Origin of the sequence: Providencia sp. PROV269, from assembly GCF_028477785.1 — a bacterium.
Lineage (GTDB): Bacteria > Pseudomonadota > Gammaproteobacteria > Enterobacterales > Enterobacteriaceae > Providencia > Providencia rettgeri.
Genome location: NZ_JAMPLV010000003.1, coordinates 12,642 through 29,022 on the forward strand (window position 1 = coordinate 12,642; position 16,381 = coordinate 29,022).

At 40.4% G+C, this 16,381-nt stretch carries 12 protein-coding genes; 5 read left to right on the plus strand and 7 right to left on the minus strand.

Annotation, left to right across the window (positions count from 1 at the left end; translation table 11 throughout):
* Nucleotides 1-256: 256 nt before the first annotated feature.
* Nucleotides 257-2,929 carry an aconitate hydratase AcnA gene (gene acnA / locus PR683_RS04530; protein WP_196719489.1) on the minus strand — a complete coding sequence of 891 codons (2,673 nt, stop codon included), beginning with the start codon at nucleotides 2,927-2,929 and terminating at the stop codon, nucleotides 257-259.
* Nucleotides 2,930-3,198: 269 nt separating this feature from the next.
* Nucleotides 3,199-4,173 (minus strand): HTH-type transcriptional regulator CysB, encoded by a 975-nt coding sequence (gene cysB / locus PR683_RS04535; RefSeq protein WP_004911040.1) that lies wholly within the window; start codon nucleotides 4,171-4,173, stop codon nucleotides 3,199-3,201.
* A gap of 313 nt (nucleotides 4,174-4,486) precedes the next feature.
* Between cysB and PR683_RS04540 the strand changes: the two genes are divergently transcribed.
* On the plus strand, nucleotides 4,487-6,520 hold the full coding sequence (locus tag PR683_RS04540) for a M13 family metallopeptidase (RefSeq protein WP_004911041.1): 2,034 nt from the start codon (nucleotides 4,487-4,489) through the stop codon (nucleotides 6,518-6,520).
* Between the two features lie 607 nt (nucleotides 6,521-7,127).
* Here the strand turns inward: PR683_RS04540 and sodC are convergent.
* A complete protein-coding gene (gene sodC, locus PR683_RS04545; RefSeq protein WP_042851597.1) occupies nucleotides 7,128-7,652 on the minus strand; it encodes a superoxide dismutase family protein in 525 nt (174 codons plus the stop codon).
* Nucleotides 7,653-7,970: 318 nt separating this feature from the next.
* A complete protein-coding gene (gene topA, locus PR683_RS04550; protein ID WP_004911045.1) occupies nucleotides 7,971-10,577 on the minus strand; it encodes a type I DNA topoisomerase in 2,607 nt (868 codons plus the stop codon).
* A 290-nt stretch (nucleotides 10,578-10,867) separates the two neighbouring features.
* Between topA and PR683_RS04555 the strand changes: the two genes are divergently transcribed.
* Nucleotides 10,868-11,125 (plus strand): DUF2498 family protein, encoded by a 258-nt coding sequence (locus tag PR683_RS04555; protein WP_094960535.1) that lies wholly within the window; start codon nucleotides 10,868-10,870, stop codon nucleotides 11,123-11,125.
* Nucleotides 11,126-11,221: 96 nt separating this feature from the next.
* Here the strand turns inward: PR683_RS04555 and sohB are convergent, their stop codons facing one another.
* Nucleotides 11,222-12,268 (minus strand): protease SohB, encoded by a 1,047-nt coding sequence (sohB, locus tag PR683_RS04560; protein WP_272571551.1) that lies wholly within the window; start codon nucleotides 12,266-12,268, stop codon nucleotides 11,222-11,224.
* Between the two features lie 178 nt (nucleotides 12,269-12,446).
* Between sohB and PR683_RS04565 the strand changes: the two genes are divergently transcribed.
* The 3 genes from PR683_RS04565 to PR683_RS04575 all read left to right on the plus strand — a co-directional run bounded on the left by PR683_RS04565 (nucleotide 12,447) and on the right by PR683_RS04575 (nucleotide 14,068).
* Nucleotides 12,447-13,211, plus strand: coding sequence for a YciK family oxidoreductase (locus PR683_RS04565; RefSeq protein WP_109912273.1), 765 nt, complete (start codon nucleotides 12,447-12,449; stop codon nucleotides 13,209-13,211).
* A gap of 5 nt (nucleotides 13,212-13,216) precedes the next feature.
* Nucleotides 13,217-13,807, plus strand: a complete 591-nt coding sequence (gene cobO, locus PR683_RS04570) for a cob(I)yrinic acid a,c-diamide adenosyltransferase (RefSeq protein ID WP_004911054.1) — start codon at nucleotides 13,217-13,219, stop codon at nucleotides 13,805-13,807.
* An 81-nt stretch (nucleotides 13,808-13,888) separates the two neighbouring features.
* Nucleotides 13,889-14,068, plus strand: a complete 180-nt coding sequence (locus PR683_RS04575) for a hypothetical protein (protein ID WP_196718365.1) — start codon at nucleotides 13,889-13,891, stop codon at nucleotides 14,066-14,068.
* Nucleotides 14,069-14,285: 217 nt separating this feature from the next.
* On the opposite strand, the gene aphA is transcribed toward PR683_RS04575, so the two are convergent.
* Nucleotides 14,286-14,999: an acid phosphatase AphA gene (aphA, locus tag PR683_RS04580; protein WP_004911059.1), complete on the minus strand. Its 714-nt coding sequence runs from the start codon at nucleotides 14,997-14,999 to the stop codon at nucleotides 14,286-14,288.
* A gap of 299 nt (nucleotides 15,000-15,298) precedes the next feature.
* Nucleotides 15,299-16,216 (minus strand): 23S rRNA pseudouridine(2605) synthase RluB, encoded by a 918-nt coding sequence (gene rluB, locus PR683_RS04585; protein ID WP_004911066.1) that lies wholly within the window; start codon nucleotides 16,214-16,216, stop codon nucleotides 15,299-15,301.
* Nucleotides 16,217-16,381 lie beyond the last annotated feature (165 nt).

A 16,381-nucleotide genomic window follows, 5' to 3' on the forward strand; every position in this document is an offset into this window, starting at 1 on the left:
GGTGACCCGTGCTAAAGCTATTACATTCAATTAATTTGCACAAAGAAACTTATTTATGGCGAACTTCACCCTATTTTCATTTAGCCTAGTAGCGACTATTTTCTCCTTTAATCTACCGTCTATTTAACACCATAACGTAGATTGCTATCAAAAATATTGAGAAAAAACAAAATTGATAAATAAGATTAAATATTAAAAAATAAAAACGCCCGTAGGATAACAATCTTACAGGCGTTTCAGTAACACAATTGAATGATTAATGCAGCATCTGTCTTATAACATAATGTAAAATACCACCATGACGGTAATAATCCATCTCCGTTGCAGTATCAATACGACAGCGGGTTATAACTTCCTTTATATCACCATTGCCATACGTGATTTTCACTGTGATATCTTGTCCAGGAGTAATTGACTGTAACCCCGTGACATCAATGCGTTCATCACCTTTTAAATTGAGTGTCTTACGGGATACCCCATCTTTAAACTCTAAAGGTATAACCCCCATACCAATCAAATTGGAACGGTGGATACGCTCATATGACTCAGTAATGACGACTCTCACACCTAATAAATTTGTACCTTTCGCAGCCCAATCTCGGCTAGAACCTGAACCATATTCTTTACCCGCAATGATAGCCAATGGGCGATTTTCTTGTTGATACAGCATCGCTGCATCATAAATCGCCATTTGTTTGCCTGTCGGTATATGTAAGGTATAACCGCCCTCCACACCTGGTACCATTTCATTACGAATACGAATATTTGCAAATGTCCCTCGCATCATCACTTCATGGTTACCACGACGCGAACCATAAGAGTTGAAATCTGCGACAGCAACACCGTGTTCTTGCAGATAGCGTCCTGCTGGACTCTCTTTTTTGATATTCCCCGCGGGAGAAATATGGTCAGTGGTGACCGAGTCACCGAGGATCGCTAAAATATTTGCGCCATGAATATCTTTAACAGGTACTGGCTGAGATTGCATTCCTTCAAAGAAAGGTGGATGGCGGATATAGGTCGAGTCTGCTTGCCAGTGATAAGTTGAAGAGCTTTCAACTTTTAATGCTCTCCAAGCATCATCACCTTCAAAGACCGCGTTATATTCCTTACGGAACATATCTGTTTTAACTTGCTGTACAGCTTGCGCAATTTCAGCACTTGATGGCCAAATATCTTTCAAATAAACATCATTACCCGATTTATCAACCCCGATAGGGTCAGTTTTCAAGTTGATATTCATATTACCCGCCAGTGCATAGGCAACAACAAGCGGCGGAGAGGCTAACCAGTTAGTTTTCACCAGTGGGTGAATTCGCCCTTCAAAGTTACGGTTTCCTGACAGTACGGCACCAACAGTAAGATCCGTTTGTTTAATCGCTTCTTCTATTGGTTCTGGTAATGGCCCTGAGTTACCAATACAGGTTGTGCATCCATACCCGACAAGGTTAAACCCAAGCTTATCTAAATACGGTGTTAAACCTGCAACGGCAAGATAATCAGTAACCACTTTAGAACCCGGTGCTAATGATGATTTAACCCACGGTTGGCGAACTAACCCTTTTTCAACGGCTTTTTTCGCTAATAGCCCCGCCGCCATTAATACACTTGGGTTCGACGTGTTTGTACAAGAGGTAATTGCTGCAATAACGACCGCGCCATCGGTTAATTCAAAGGTTTTATTTTGATATTTAACCGAAGGATAGCTCGATTGGATTTTCTTATTGACTTCTAATTCGACTGCGCCACGAAATGCTTTTGGTACTTGGCTAAGTTCGACTCTGTCTTGTGGACGTTTAGGCCCGGCTAAACTGGATTCGACTGTCGACATGTCTAACTCAAGTGTACTGGTAAAAATCGGTTCATCGCCCGCATAACGCCATAAACCCTGCTCTTTACTATAAGCTTCCACCAGCGCAATTTCATCATCACTGCGCCCAGTTAAACGCATATAAGACAGTGTTACTTCATCAACCGGGAAAAAGCCACACGTTGCACCATATTCAGGGGACATATTCGCAATAGTTGCGCGGTCTGCTAATGGTAAATCGGCCAAGCCGTCACCATAGAATTCAACAAACTTACCCACGACACCATGTTGACGTAGCATTTGTGTCACTGTCAACACAAGGTCAGTTGCTGTGATCCCTTCGGATAATTTACCCGTTAATTTAAAACCAACAACGTCAGGGATTAGCATCGAGACAGGTTGGCCTAACATAGCGGCTTCAGCTTCAATACCACCGACACCCCAACCTAATACACCTAACCCATTGATCATCGTCGTATGGGAGTCCGTGCCCACTAAAGTATCTGGATAAGCATATAATTTACCGTCAATTTCTTCATACCATACCGCCTTACCAAGGTATTCTAAATTAACTTGGTGACAAATACCTGTACCAGGTGGTACCACTTGAAAACGATTAAATGCTTTTTGCCCCCAACGTAGAAATAAATAACGCTCATGGTTACGCGCCATTTCAATTTCAACGTTATCGCCAAAGGCGGATTGGGTGGCAAACTCATCCACCATTACCGAGTGGTCAATGACCAAATCTACGGGGGATAACGGATTCACTTGATCAACATTGCCACCTAATGATTTAACCGCTTCACGCATCGCGGCCAGGTCAACAACAGCAGGAACTCCGGTAAAATCTTGCATAAGCACACGCGCGGGACGATACGCAATTTCCCTATCTGCATGTGCATTTTTTTGCCAGTCAATAATGGCTTGTAAATCTTGTTCAACAACTGAGTTACCATCAATATGACGTAATAGGTTTTCAAGTAAGACTTTTAATGATTTAGGTAACTTCGTCCCATCACCGAGCTTTTTTTCAGCTAGCGCTAAACTGAAGTAATTATACTGCTTGTTTCCAACATTGAGTGTCGATGCACTCGTTGTTTTTAGACTCAACGACATAACTCCTCCTTGGTTTTTATGGCTATGGCAATATGTGTATTTACCGCCATTATTTTTTGTTAACCAATTGTAATCATAGTTGCTCTAGAAATTCGATTTATAGATTTTGTGCCAAATATTGAATGTTTCTCTATTAATAATAGGAAATTTAAGATAAGAAGGGAAATAAGTCAGAAAATAGCTTGGTACACCAACAAAGTATTGACAATAAAAACCCTAGAAATACAGTCACTAGGGTTATTATTGGGTAGTACAGAAATATAAAGAAATTAGATGATAGGCAATTTCATATCTTTAAAAAATTCTTCAATCTCTTCATTATTACGAATAGCAACCGCTTTATCGACCACATCACGAGTTAGATGCGGTGCGAAGCGCCACATAAAATCGTACATATAGCTACGTAAGAAACTGGTGCGTTTAAAACCAATCTTCGTTGTGCTATAGCTGAACTTATCACGCATATCAATTACAACTAAATCACTATCACTCACCGGGTCAACTGCCATACTCGCAATGATACCAATCCCTAGCCCTAACCTGACGTAGGTTTTGATCACGTCGGCATCCGTTGCGGTAAAAATAATTTTGGGCTCAAGACCAATTTTCTGAAATGCCACATCTAATTCTGAACGTCCAGTAAACCCATGGGTATACGTTACAATTTGATATTCCGCGATATCTTCAATAGTGACATTTTTTTTCGTCGCTAGCGGATGGTCTTTTTGCACAACGACACAGCGGTTCCAATGGTAGCATGGCAACATAATCAAATCGTTATACAGGTGCAGTGCTTCTGTTGCTATCGCAAAATCGCTATTTCCTTTGCAAACTTCTTCAGCTATTTGCGTTGGAGACCCTTGCTGCATGTGCAATGAAACATGAGGGTAACGCTCAATAAAGCCTTTGATTGTTGGAGGTAAAGCATAACGAGCTTGTGTATGTGTCGTCGCAATACTCAAACTCCCCCGATCGGGATAAGTGTGCTCCCCAGCAACCGAACGGATCGCTTCTATTTTTGATAGTACTTCTCGGGAGATCCGCACGACCTCTTCCCCTGCTGGGGTGACATGCGTTAAATGTTTACCACTACGTGCAAAAATTTGGATCCCAAGCTCATCTTCAAGCATCCGCACTTGTTTGCTGATACCGGGCTGTGACGTAAAAAGCCCCTCAGCGGTTGAGGAGACATTCAAGTCATGGTTAACCACTTCAACAATATAACGTAATTGCTGCAATTTCATATTTCAGTCTACCTCATACATGAATAATGTGCTTTTGCATCTATAGCTAAAGAATATTAAATATAACTAAAAGTTATAATTAAATAATTTGATATAACCAATATAACATCATTCACAGAAGAATAAACAGTATGATGATAAAATTTCATCTAAATGCCACTACACTGATGAAAGGCCGTAAGATAGTGCAAAGACGGATTAACTTTATTTCATTATGTGGTTCAATAAGTAAAATGAATTTTGCAGGATCCTCACTGTAAAATTTAACGTATTAAAGTGGATATCATAATTCTCAACGAAGAGAGGTGGTTACATGCGTTTAAATGTTTTGGCTTTAATTATTGGTATGTCGACGATTTCTTTTGCCCCTGCGCTCTTGGCGAAAGAAGTGGCTTATGGACAACAAAAAATTGTTTTGTCTGATACGATTGAACCCGGAAATGATTTTTACCGTTATGTTAATGAAGATTGGATAAATAAAGCGCAAATCCCCACCGGTATGCCACGTATTAACTCTTTCGTGGAATTATACTTAAACACAGAAAAACACATTCAATCGATTATTGATCAATTACAACAGATCCCTGAAAACAAGCTCACGCATAACCAACGAAATATTCGAAATTTATATCTCAGCTACCTGAATGAAGCGGCTATCGAGCAAGCTGGTATTAGCCCAATAAAATCAGATTTAGATGCCATTGCAAAAGCTAAAAATCATCATGATATTAGCCAGCTAATGACACAGCCTGACTATAAATCGCTGATTTCTTATTGGGTAGATTTAGATGCCAAAGCACCTGATACCTATGTGCTTTATATCGGTCAAGGCGGTTTAGGGCTACCGAACCGTACTTATTACCTCGATGACACCCCACAAATGCAAGATATTCGAAAAAGTTATATCGCTTATATCGCTACCATGCTAGAACTGGCGGGTGAAAAAGATGTACAACCTAAAGCGCAGAAAATTTTTGATTTGGAAAAAGCAATTGCAACAGTGCATTGGAGCCCAGAAGCACGCCGTGACACTATCAAAAATTACCATGCAATGTCTCTAGCTGAAATGAAAAATTATACTCAAGGTTTTGATTGGACTAGTTTTATTACCAATCGTAAACTAACAGATAAACAACTTGAGAAAATCATCGTTGAAACAGATAGCGCGGTGGAACAAACCGCAAAAATTTTTGCTGATACCCCTGTTTCGACACTAAAAGATTACCTAACCTTCCAATATATTAGTGAACACGCACGTTATTTAAACCAAGCTATCGCGGATGCCCAGTTTGATTTTTATTCGAAAAAACTCAATGGAATTGAAAAACAACGCACTCGCCAAGAACGTGCATTGCAGACTGTTAATTCGCTCCAAGGTGAGCCATTAGGGCAAATTTATGTCGAACAATACTTCGACCCGCAAGCTAAAGAAAAAATTAAAGACTTGGTTAGCTATGTGAGGGGCACATTTAATTCACGCCTAAAAGTCAATGACTGGATGGATGAGCCAACTCGCCAAGAAGCCCTTAAAAAATTAGAGCAATTCACTGTTAAAGTGGGATATCCAGATCAATGGAATGACTTCAGCACAATTAACCTCAAGCCTGACTCATTATTAGAGAATTATAAACAAGTTTTAGCCTGGTCATATGATGATATGATTGGCAAAATTGGCCAACCTGTCCGTCAATGGGAATGGGGCATGACGCCACAAACAGTCAATGCTTATTTCAACCCTGTTCAAAACGAAATTGTGTTCCCAGCGGCAATTTTACAAGCACCTTTCTTTGATCCTAATGTTGACCCAGCCTATAACTATGGTGCAATTGGCGCTGTAATTGGTCACGAGATGGGCCATGGTTTTGATGACCAAGGCAGTTTATACGATGGTACGGGGCAATTACGTAACTGGTGGAGTGAGAGTGCCAAAACTCACTTTAAAGAGAAAACAGCCAAGCTTGTTGAGCAGTATAACGCATTTGCTGTTGATGGTTTAAATGTGAATGGTGAGCTTACATTAGGTGAAAACATTGGCGATCTCGGTGGATTAAATATCGCCTTGAGTGCTTATAAACAATTTGCCAAAGAAAATTACCCAAATGGTGAGCCCCCAATTATTGACGGAACAACTGGGTTACAACGTTTCTTCATTGCTTGGGCTCGTACTTGGCAAGAACTGTCAAATAAAGAATCTGAGCGTAATAAGATTATGACAGACCCTCATAGCCCTAACCAATTCCGTGCTAATGGCGTAGTACGCAATATTGATGACTGGTATCAAACATTTGGTGTTGATAAAAATAACACACTATATTTGGCACCAGAGCAACGTATTCGTATTTGGTAATTTATCAATGAAAAAAGAAGGCTCGAGATTTAACTTTAGCCTTCTTTTTATGACTAGAAAAATTAAATTGTTTTCAAATCAATCCAATACGCTAAATAGTTCACGTTATGGTTAGGCCTCAAGCGGCGCTAAGCCCTAGGAGCATACATCAGTATACGATTAAAATTAGTAAACCCAGCTAACAACACTGCTGTTTAAATCACTTTCTAATCAATACAATACGCTAAATAGCTCAAGTTGTGGCTAGGCAGCAAGAGACGCTAAGCCCTAGGAGCATACATCAGTATATGATTAAAATTAGTAAACCCAGCTAACAACACTGCTGTTTAAATCACTTTCTAATCAATACAATACGCTAAATAGTTCAGGTTGTGGCTAGGCAGCAAGCGGCGCTAAGCCCTAGGAGCATACATCAGTATATGATTAAAATTAGTAAACCCAGCTAACAACACTGCTGTTTAAATCACTTTCTAATCAATCCAATACGCTAAATAGTTCAAGTTGTGGCTAGGCAGCAAGAGACGCTAAGCCCTAGGAGCATACATAAGTATGTGACTAGGGTTAGCGAGCGCAGCTAACAACGCCACAGCTTGAAATATGACGCGTATTATTTGATGACGCCGCAGGCCATTCTAGCCCCACCACCGCCTAACGCTTCTGGATTATCAGAATAGTTATCACCACCCACATGCACCATCAATGCACGGTCTTGAACATCTTTGAGTGATTTTAAACGTGGTGCTAGTACCGCGTAATCAGCATTACCTTGGCTATCGGCAACTAGACCGGGTAAATCACCTAAATGCCCTGTGTTATCATAAGGGCCTTTGTGGACACCTGTTTTAGCGGGGTCTAAATGACCGCCTGCTTTTAATGCAGGTACCGATTTGCCATCTTTCTCTGCGGGTTCGCAACTTGGGTTCTCATGAATATGAAACCCATGAATGCCTGCTTGTAGGCCCGTTAATTTTGGTGTAAATAGTAATCCATATTCTGTTTCTGAGATAACAACTTCACCAATTGCTTTACCATCACCTGTTGGGGTCGCTTCTTTTAATACAACAGTAGATTGAGCAGCGTATGCTGTCCCCGCTGTCAATAATGCAGCCAGTAAACACATTTTTAACTTCATTTTGCCTCCGGTGGATAACTTTTATCTATCATTCCATCGACTTACCTAAAGACCTTAACAAGGTAAGAACTATTACTATCTATTGATAATTACAATGACTCTATCTTAAGTTAACACAAATTAGTTATCACTTTGGTGCTACATTTGAGTTTAGTTAAAAATTGGCGGTTATATCACAGTGAGCGATAAGAAATAAAGGAAATGACAGTATAACAATGGGTTATTCACCGATAGGCATTGATATGAAATTGACAAGTTAATAAAAAAGCCAATCAAATTAAATGATTGGCTTTTTTGTTTGAATGCAAAAGGGAATTATTATTTCTCTTTCACTTCCCATTTACCATCAACGTAGAATGCACTCCAACCCGTCGCTTTACCATTTTTTTCTGAAGAAACATATTGCTGTTTCGTTTTACGACTAAAACGGACGACAGTTGGGTTACCTTCGCCATCTTCAGCTGGTGCTTCAGCCAAATAAGCCAGTTTTTCAGGTAAACGGTCTTTAAAGCGCTGTAATTCTGCAACTAATGGTGCACGCGTTTCTCGTGATTTTGGGAATGTGTTTGCCGCAAGGAAAACCCCAGCAGCACCATCACGTAACACAAAATACGCATCGGATTTTTCACATGGAAGTTCCGGTAATGGAACCGGGTCTTCTTTCGGTGGTGCGACTTCGCCACTTCGTAAGATTTTACGCGTATTTTTACACTCTTCGTTAGTACAACCCATGTACTTACCAAAACGCCCCATTTTCAGGTGCATTTCTGATCCACACTTGTCACATTCAATGACTGGGCCGTCATAACCCTTAATACGAAATTCGCCTTCTTCGATTTCATAACCTTCACATGCAGGGTTATTACCACATACATGTAATTTACGGCCATTATCAATCAAATAGCTGTCCATCGCGGTGCCACACTTTGGACAGCGACGTTTTGCTCTTAACGCATTAGTTTCCGCATCATCCCCTTCAAGCACATTCAAGACTTCGTCTTCAGGGATAAGGTTTATTGTTTTCTTACAACGTTCTTTTGGTGGTAGCGCGTAACCAGAACAACCTAAAAATACCCCGGTTGATGCAGTACGGATACCCATATGACGTTCACAATCAGGGCAAATGATTGAGGTGATCACCATTGGGTTAGTACGCATTCCCCCTTCCTCTGGTTCTTTTTCAGCAACATCTAGCTGCTTACTAAAGTCAGAGAAGAATTCATCTAATACGGCTTTCCACTCAGCATCATGGTTTGCAACATGGTCCAGTTGGTCTTCCATACGCGCAGTAAAATCGTAGTTCATCAGGTCGTTAAAGTTTTCCTCTAAACGATCCGTTACAATCTCACCCATTTTCTCTGCATAAAAACGACGATTTTCAACTTTGACATAACCTCTGTCTTGGATCGTCGAAATAATCGCTGCATACGTCGAAGGACGACCAATACCACGTTTTTCGAGCTCTTTAACTAAAGATGCTTCACTAAAGCGAGCTGGTGGCTTAGTAAAGTGCTGGCTAGGTAATAGCTCAATTAAAGATAACTCCGCACCAACTTGTATTGGTGGCAATGTTTTATCTTCATCATTTTTACGCAGTGCAGGCATGACTTTCGTCCAACCATCGAAACGTAAAGTACGCCCTTTGGCTTTTAGTTCAAAATCACCTGCTTTGACTGTCAAGGTTGTTGAATCATATTTTGCTGGCGTCATTTGACAGGCCACAAACTGATTCCAAATTAATTGATACAACCTTTTCGCATCGTTCTCCATGTCTTTTAGTGACTCAGGTAAAACATCGACACTAGAAGGACGAATGGCTTCGTGCGCCTCTTGCGAATTATCTTTACTGCTATAAACATTCGCATCTTTTGGCAGATATTTAGCGCCAAAATTATCATTAATATAGCCACGAACCATATCCAATGCATCTTGGCTCAAGTTTGTTGAGTCAGTACGCATATAAGTGATATACCCTGCTTCATAAAGACGCTGAGCCATCATCATGGTTTTTTTCACGCCAAAACCTAAACGAGTACTGGCGGCTTGTTGCAACGTTGACGTGATATACGGTGCGCTCGGCTTACTTGATGTCGGCCTATCTTCACGGTCAACAACCGCAAAACGGGCTTTTTCAAGTAGCTTAACTGCTGCCTCTGTTTGCGCTTTATTGACTGGTTTAAATGCCTTACCACCTTGTGAAGTGACTTCCATACGCAAGTTAGCGATATCTTTATCAGCTAAATCGGCATGCAGTTCCCAATATTCTTCAGGGACGAAAGCTTTAATTTCCCGTTCACGTTCAACAATGAGTTTCACTGCAACTGACTGAACACGGCCAGCCGATAAGCCACGAGCGACTTTTTTCCACAGCAACGGAGAAACCATATAACCCACAACTCGGTCCATAAAACGACGCGCTTGTTGTGCGTTAACTCTATCTATGTTTAATTCCCCAGGGCTATCAAATGCCTGAGTGATCGCATTTTTGGTGATCTCATTAAATACAACACGACTAAAACGAGAATCGTCTCCACCTATCACTTCGCGTAAATGCCACGCAATAGCTTCCCCTTCGCGGTCCAAGTCCGTTGCGAGGTAGATGTGTTCGGCATCCTCCGCCAATGATTTAAGTTCAGAAACCACTTTTTCTTTACCCGGTAGAATTTGATAATTCGCTTTCCAACCATGGTAAGGGTCGATCCCCATGCGCTTAACTAACGCATCACGCGGATCTTTTTTTACTTTCTTTGTTTTGTCGGTAGATGAGCCTGTACTCTTTTGTGAGCCGGTTTGTGAACCAGAGCCGCTTTTCGGCAGATCACGAATGTGGCCAACGCTGCTTTTTACAACGTAGCCACTGCCAAGATACTTATTAATCGTTTTGGCCTTTGCCGGGGACTCCACTATAACAAGAGCTTTACCCATATTTACCTTTACCTAAATATCAACAATGGCGCATTTCTACATTAAAATGCGCAAAATGAGAATCTCTTTTTTATATTGCGACACAATCACAATATATCAATATATTTTTAAACAATTATTTGTGTTGAAACAAAACTTATAAACTCAATCACGTTATTCTAAAAAGCACAAAGTGTCTTCTAGTTGACTGATTTTAACCACATAAAGATGTTTAGTCACAATTGAAAACCACACACTCTACCTGATAAAATGCTAGAAGCAACCAATTATTTTTTCAAGGAAGCCAAGTTATGCAAGATAATTTACCGTTCATCACAAAAAAAGAGTTACTTGAAAAAGCTAATGATATCATAAAGAAACATGATGATTATATTCATGGTATGTTTGTTGACACCGTTGAGCAGCATCGGGGTACATTGGTATTTAAAGGAGAATTCTTCTTAGATGAGAACAATATTCCTACTTTAAAAAGTACAGCTGCTTTTAATATGTACAAACATCTCGCTCATGTACTGTCAGAACAATACCAATTAAGTGATAATAACTAATTAACACGTTTGCTTTTTGTATAAAATTTACCGGCTTTAACGCCGGTAAATTAATAGTAGATTTAAAAACGCTTATTCGCTAGGCGAAATTTAAAATTACAAGAGTGGTTTTTGCCCGCGTTGCCACCAGCGCAATAATAAGTTATCCACGCTCTTTGCCGCGCTTCCCATAAACTTATCCATCATTTTTTTACTTAACACATAACGAATACTAACTATTTCCTTAGTATCAATTGCATTAATAATAAAATCATCACTTACGCCAATTTTATCCACAAGCCCTTTATCAAGAGCCTGTGAGCCATACCAATACTCCCCTGTCGCAACTGCGTCAATATCTAAAGATGGGCGATTTTGATGAACAAATTGTTTAAACAATTCATGTGTTGAATTTAAATCTTCAACAAATTTTTTACGGCCTTGTTCCGTGTTTTCACCTAACATGGTCAATGTACGCTTGTATTCACCTGCGGTATGAAGTTCAACGTCAACATCATGTTTTTTTAATAACCGATGAATATTCGGAATTTGAGCAACCACACCAATCGAACCAATAATGGCAAATGGTGCAGCAATAATTTTATCTGCAATGCATGCCATCATGTATCCGCCACTCGCCGCAACTTTATCAACCGCAATGGTAAGTGGGATATTTTTTTCTTTGATTCTTAATAATTGAGAAGCTGCTAAACCGTAACCATGAACCATTCCACCAGGGCTTTCAAGTCTTAACAAAACTTCATCTTGTTGATCGGCAACAGCAATAATTGCACTGATCTCTTCACGTAAAGAGGCAACTTCACGGGCATCCATGCTACCTTTAAAGTCTAAGACATATAAACAAGGTTTTTTAACCCCTGTTTGGCCTAATTTCGCCCCTGTTTTCTCACTTTTTGATTTCGCTTTTTGCTGCTTTTTAAATGCTTTCAACCACGCTTTATGTTCTGGTTCATTCATTTTAATTTGTTGCATTTGGCGTTGGCGCTCACGATAACTTTCACCTAAATCTGTGATTTTTAAAGCACCTTTAGCCCCTTGTCGGCGCATACCTACGCCAAACACAAAGACAGCTAGCAAAACCACCGCCACCAAAATAGTGACGACTTTTGCTAAAAATAGCCCATACAATGAGAAATACTCCACAATCTGATCCTTTTGATGTTTATCTTCAATTACAAAAATAATCTCACGATTACGTGCAAACAACCAGAAAAAAACAGAGTTAGCACACAAACTTCGTTAATAACTATGTTAGATTAGCCAATTATCACAATCAGTGCGATGATAACCGTACATGCTAATCACAATAGTAGGAAAGAATATGCTCCAATATCAACCTAGACAAGACCTATTGAAAGGTAAAACGATTCTTGTAACCGGTGCCGGTGATGGCATTGGCCGTGAAGCCGCTCTCACTTATGCGCGCTATGGCGCATCCCTTATCCTTGTTGGTAGAACACAGCATAAATTACAATCCGTTAGTGATGAAATAGCCGCTTTAGGTGGAAGTAAGCCACCTTGCTTTATATTAGACTTATTAACTGCAACAATTGATGACTGCTATACTCTAGCCTCGCAAGTTGCCGCAATAACACCTTATTTAGATGGCGTATTACACAATGCCGGAATACTTGGTGTGGTTGCCCCCATCACTGAGCAACCCAGCGACCTATGGCATGATGTTATGCAAATAAATGTTAATGCCACATTTATGCTAACTCAAGCATTGCTCCCTTTGTTACTCAAAGCACCTAATGCCTCATTAGTTTTCACCAGTTCGAGTGTAGGTAAGCAAGGTCGCGCCGGTTGGGGCGCCTATGCTGTATCAAAATTTGCCACCGAAGGTTTAATGCAAGTGCTAGCCGAAGAATATAAGCAGACTAATCTTCGTGTAAATTGTATTAACCCAGGCGGCACTCGAACCTCAATGCGAGCAAGTGCATTTCCTGATGAAAATCCGCTTAAATTAAAAACCCCTGCTGATATCATGCCTATTTATATCTATTTGATGGGCGATGATAGCCTGCGTAAAACGGGAAGTAGTTATGATGCTCAACCCGGACGTAAACCTGGTGCTGCGGAGTAAACACGATGTCTCAAAATCGACACGAAGAACGCCAACAACGTTTAAAAGAAAAAGTAGATGCACGTATTGAAGCCGCACAAATTGAACGAGGGATCGTTATTGTCTTTACTGGAAATGGGAAAGGCAAAACCACAGCCGCATTTGGAACTGTCTGCCGTACAGTAGGCCATGGTAAAAAAGCCGCTGTTGTTCAATTTATTAAAGGAGGTTGGGATAATGGCGAACGCGAACTACTAGAACCACAAGGCGTCCCCTTCTATGTTATGTCAACAGGGTTTACGTGGGAGACTCAAAATAAAGAGACCGATACCCTTGCTTGTATGGAAACTTGGCAGTACGCCAAGCAATTGTTAAGTGACCCACAGTACGATTTAGTCATTTTAGATGAGCTCACCTATATGGTGAGTTATCATTACCTCGAATTAGCAGAGGTGGTTCAAGCATTACAAAGCCGTCCTACCAATCAGTCTGTCGTGATCACGGGTAGAGGTTGCCACCGAGATTTGATCGAATTAGCCGATACAGTAACAGAAATGCGCCCAGTGAAACATGCATTTGATATTGGGATTAAAGCTCAAAAAGGGATTGATTGGTAACTAACCACTAAATAAAGTGCAATAATTCGATATTTATACAGTTGTGGTACTGTTAAAGTTAAAGGAGATACTCTAAATAACTTGTATGGTTCAATTGCTGCAAATGTGAATAATAACGCTGCTGCACGTAACGATATTTACATTAAACTCAAAGCGACATTCAATAATAATTATGGGCAAATTACAGCCGCTAATAACCAAAAGCTTGATATTGGCACATTAGAAAACTACGCAGGAAAAGTGACTGCTGGGAAAACCTAACTATTGATTCCAAAAAACGGGTTAATAATCAGTATGGGGCTTTACGTTCGACTAATACCACTAAGATCACCAGCCCTATCGTCACGAGTGGAACGACAGGAAGCATCTCCGGTAATCGTGTGATTATTGATGCTGTTGTGACTAACTAAAATATCCTACGCTTAAAAAAGGCGGTCATTTCTAAATGACCGCCTTTTTATTATGGCTAATTACAGAATTAATATTCTGAATTAATCACCACCTCTTCACCAAAACGCCCTGCTTTTGGTAATGGTTGATAAGACGAATTAGCTGCACGTAAAATACGGACACCACGAATACCTAACTCATGAGCTGCCGCGATATCTGCATCAGCATCACCATAATAGATGGTTAATTTGTGATCGCGCATCCAGCTCACCTTATTATTTTGCCCTGGCTCATCGCCTGCAAAAATGACAGGTTGCATTTTATCTGCAGGTATTGCTAAACCTTCTTGAACGTATTTAGTCACCGTTTCTGTTTTTGTTTTCGTACGGCCTGTGATGAAATAGACAGTATCACCGCGATCTAAGTGCATTTTGACTAAATCAATACCCACTTGTTTTGGCATACTGAATTTGTCCCACTCATTATTCATTTTTTCCCAAAATTGTTGGTTTTTGAGATAGCTAAAGTCGTTAGGAGAGAACTCTAATTTACCACGGTAAAAACCTGGACTCGAAAATAACACCGTATCATCGATATCAAACCCAACAGCCATTGGCGCTTTGCCTTCTAGGCTTTGTTTAATTTGTTCGATGGAAACCCAATGAATAGGCTGTTGTTGAGCTAGTTCAACAACGGTAACCCCAGGGCTTACGGTTTCTGGCATTGGAATTTTTGCTTGAGACGTTGCTGTAAAACTTAATGCCAATGCAATCGCACTCAAAGTCAGTGTTATTTTTTTCATGTTTTGTCCTTATTCAGGTTTATCCACTTAAACCATTCTTTATTTATCTGGATAAACTGGGTAAGTAATAGGTTTATCTGTAAATTTGTCTTTATTATCAGTAGTAACCCAATATTTTGTGAGGAATATCCCACAAGAAGGGTCATACTAAGACTTTTAATTACATTAAAATGAGACGGATATCTCATAAATATCATCTCTTACTGATAGCTTTCATAATAATGTGAACTAGAACATTAGATCAAAAAAAGCTGAGGGTGGAGCCTCAGCTTTTTTAATATTCGAGAATTGCAATTAATCTAGATGCGAGTACGACGTTTCGCCGTTGGTCTTGAAGATTGACGTTTTGATGCAGGACGTGATGCAACTTGCGTATGGCGTTTTACTGCACGGCGAATTTGGTTCGCTTTAATACGACGTTGGTCACGCTCAACGGCAACTTTGCTTTCAGTTTCTACCGGCAATTCCACCAGCTCGCGGAGATAATTGGTTTGTTCTAAACCCAGTTCCGTCCATCCTCCACGTGGTAAACCTTTCGGTAAATCAATATCACCATAACGCACACGGATTAAACGGCTCACTTGAACACCAACCGATTCCCAAAGGCGACGGACCTCGCGGTTACGCCCTTCAGTTAAAGTGACGTTAAACCATTGATTCATCCCTTCTCCGCCACGGTAAGAAACCGTTTTAAAAGAAGCAGGACCATCTTCCAACTGTACGCCTTGTGTTAATTGACGAATTTTTGCTTCATTGATTTCACCAAACACACGTACAGCATATTCACGCTCAACTTCACGGCTCGGGTGCATTAAACGATTAGCTAGCTCACCATCAGTCGTAAATAACAATAAACCACTGGTGTTAACATCTAAGCGGCCAACAGCAATCCACCGTGCTCCCGTTAAGCGAGGTAAACGGTTAAAGACAGTTGGGCGCCCTTCTGGATCATGGCGTGTACATAATTCACCTTCTGGCTTGTAATAAGCCATTACACGGCAAATTTCTTTTTCAGGTTCTTTGATAGCTAATAAACGACCATCTAAACGAATTTTTGTTGCTGGTGTGACTTCAACACGGTCTCCAAGTGTCGCAATTTTGCCATCAACACTAATACGACCCGCTTGCAGGAATGTTTCGATTTCTCGACGAGAACCATGTCCTGAACGAGCAAGGATTTTCTGTAATTTTTCAGTTTTTTGCGGTTTTACGCTCATGTAACCCTCTGCTGTCGCCTTCACAGGCGTCAAATATCTTTTTGGCGCGTCATCTTGTGACCGTACCAAAAAGTAATGAATTTGAAAACCCGCGCATTATACACAGGTTTGTCCTGAACCCCTATAACTTATCTGAATATCGCACTTTCAATACGATTTTATTTA